Genomic DNA, 701 nt, shown 5'->3' with positions numbered 1-701 from the left:
CCGTACAGGGCGGCGCTGTAGCTGTTGCTGCGCGAGCTCTGACGGCGATCATCCAGTTTGATGCGGTTTTCCAGATAGCCCAAAGACGCACCCATGCGCCAGCCTTGTTCGCCGATGGAGGTATCGCCACCCAGGAACAGGCCGCCGACTTTGTGGCGTACATCCTGGCTGTCCTCGTTGCCGTCCAGATCGCGTTGTTGATGGATCACGTCCGCCCACAGCACGGTGTCTTGTCCTGTGGCATGACGGGCGCCCGAGGCTTGTTTGCCCAAGGTACGGGGCAATAGATCGCCATTGCTGAGCAGTGCCGAGGTGGTGCCCGCATGGATCTGGCCTTGCAGTTGTTCCATATAGCCTGCGACCTGGCTGGACTGGGCATTAAGCACCGTGTCATACAGTTCAGCCATCGCGGCTGGTGGCTGGTCCGAGCCGGTATCCAGAGCGTTGGCCACGGCTTTCTGGTTGCGGGTATGGGCAAATGCTGCAAAGGGGGTGTCATTGCGCTGGATCATCAAGGACAGGCCGGGGCCGTAGAGCAGCGTGGGTGACAGGAATGCCATGTCGTACGTAATGTGGCTGTATTTCCCGGTCACGCCCTGTGCTGCGTCCACGAAGGAATAGGCGACGTTTTGACGGAAAGGGCCGCCGGCCAGCTTCAGGGTGCCGTCGATATGGGCGGCCCCCCCGACGACCAGACGATC

At 61.2% G+C, this 701-nt stretch carries 1 protein-coding gene; it reads right to left on the bottom strand.

Translation table 11 applies throughout. The features are described 5' to 3' along the window. A partial coding sequence (locus V6936_RS17280; protein WP_336580171.1) for an autotransporter outer membrane beta-barrel domain-containing protein occupies positions 1-701 on the bottom strand: 701 nt, incomplete at both ends.

This window comes from Alcaligenes sp. CHO6, assembly GCF_037120595.1.
Taxonomy (GTDB): Bacteria; Pseudomonadota; Gammaproteobacteria; order Burkholderiales; family Burkholderiaceae_B; genus Alcaligenes; species Alcaligenes ammonioxydans.
This window is presented reverse-complemented; position numbering and strand designations above follow the sequence as displayed.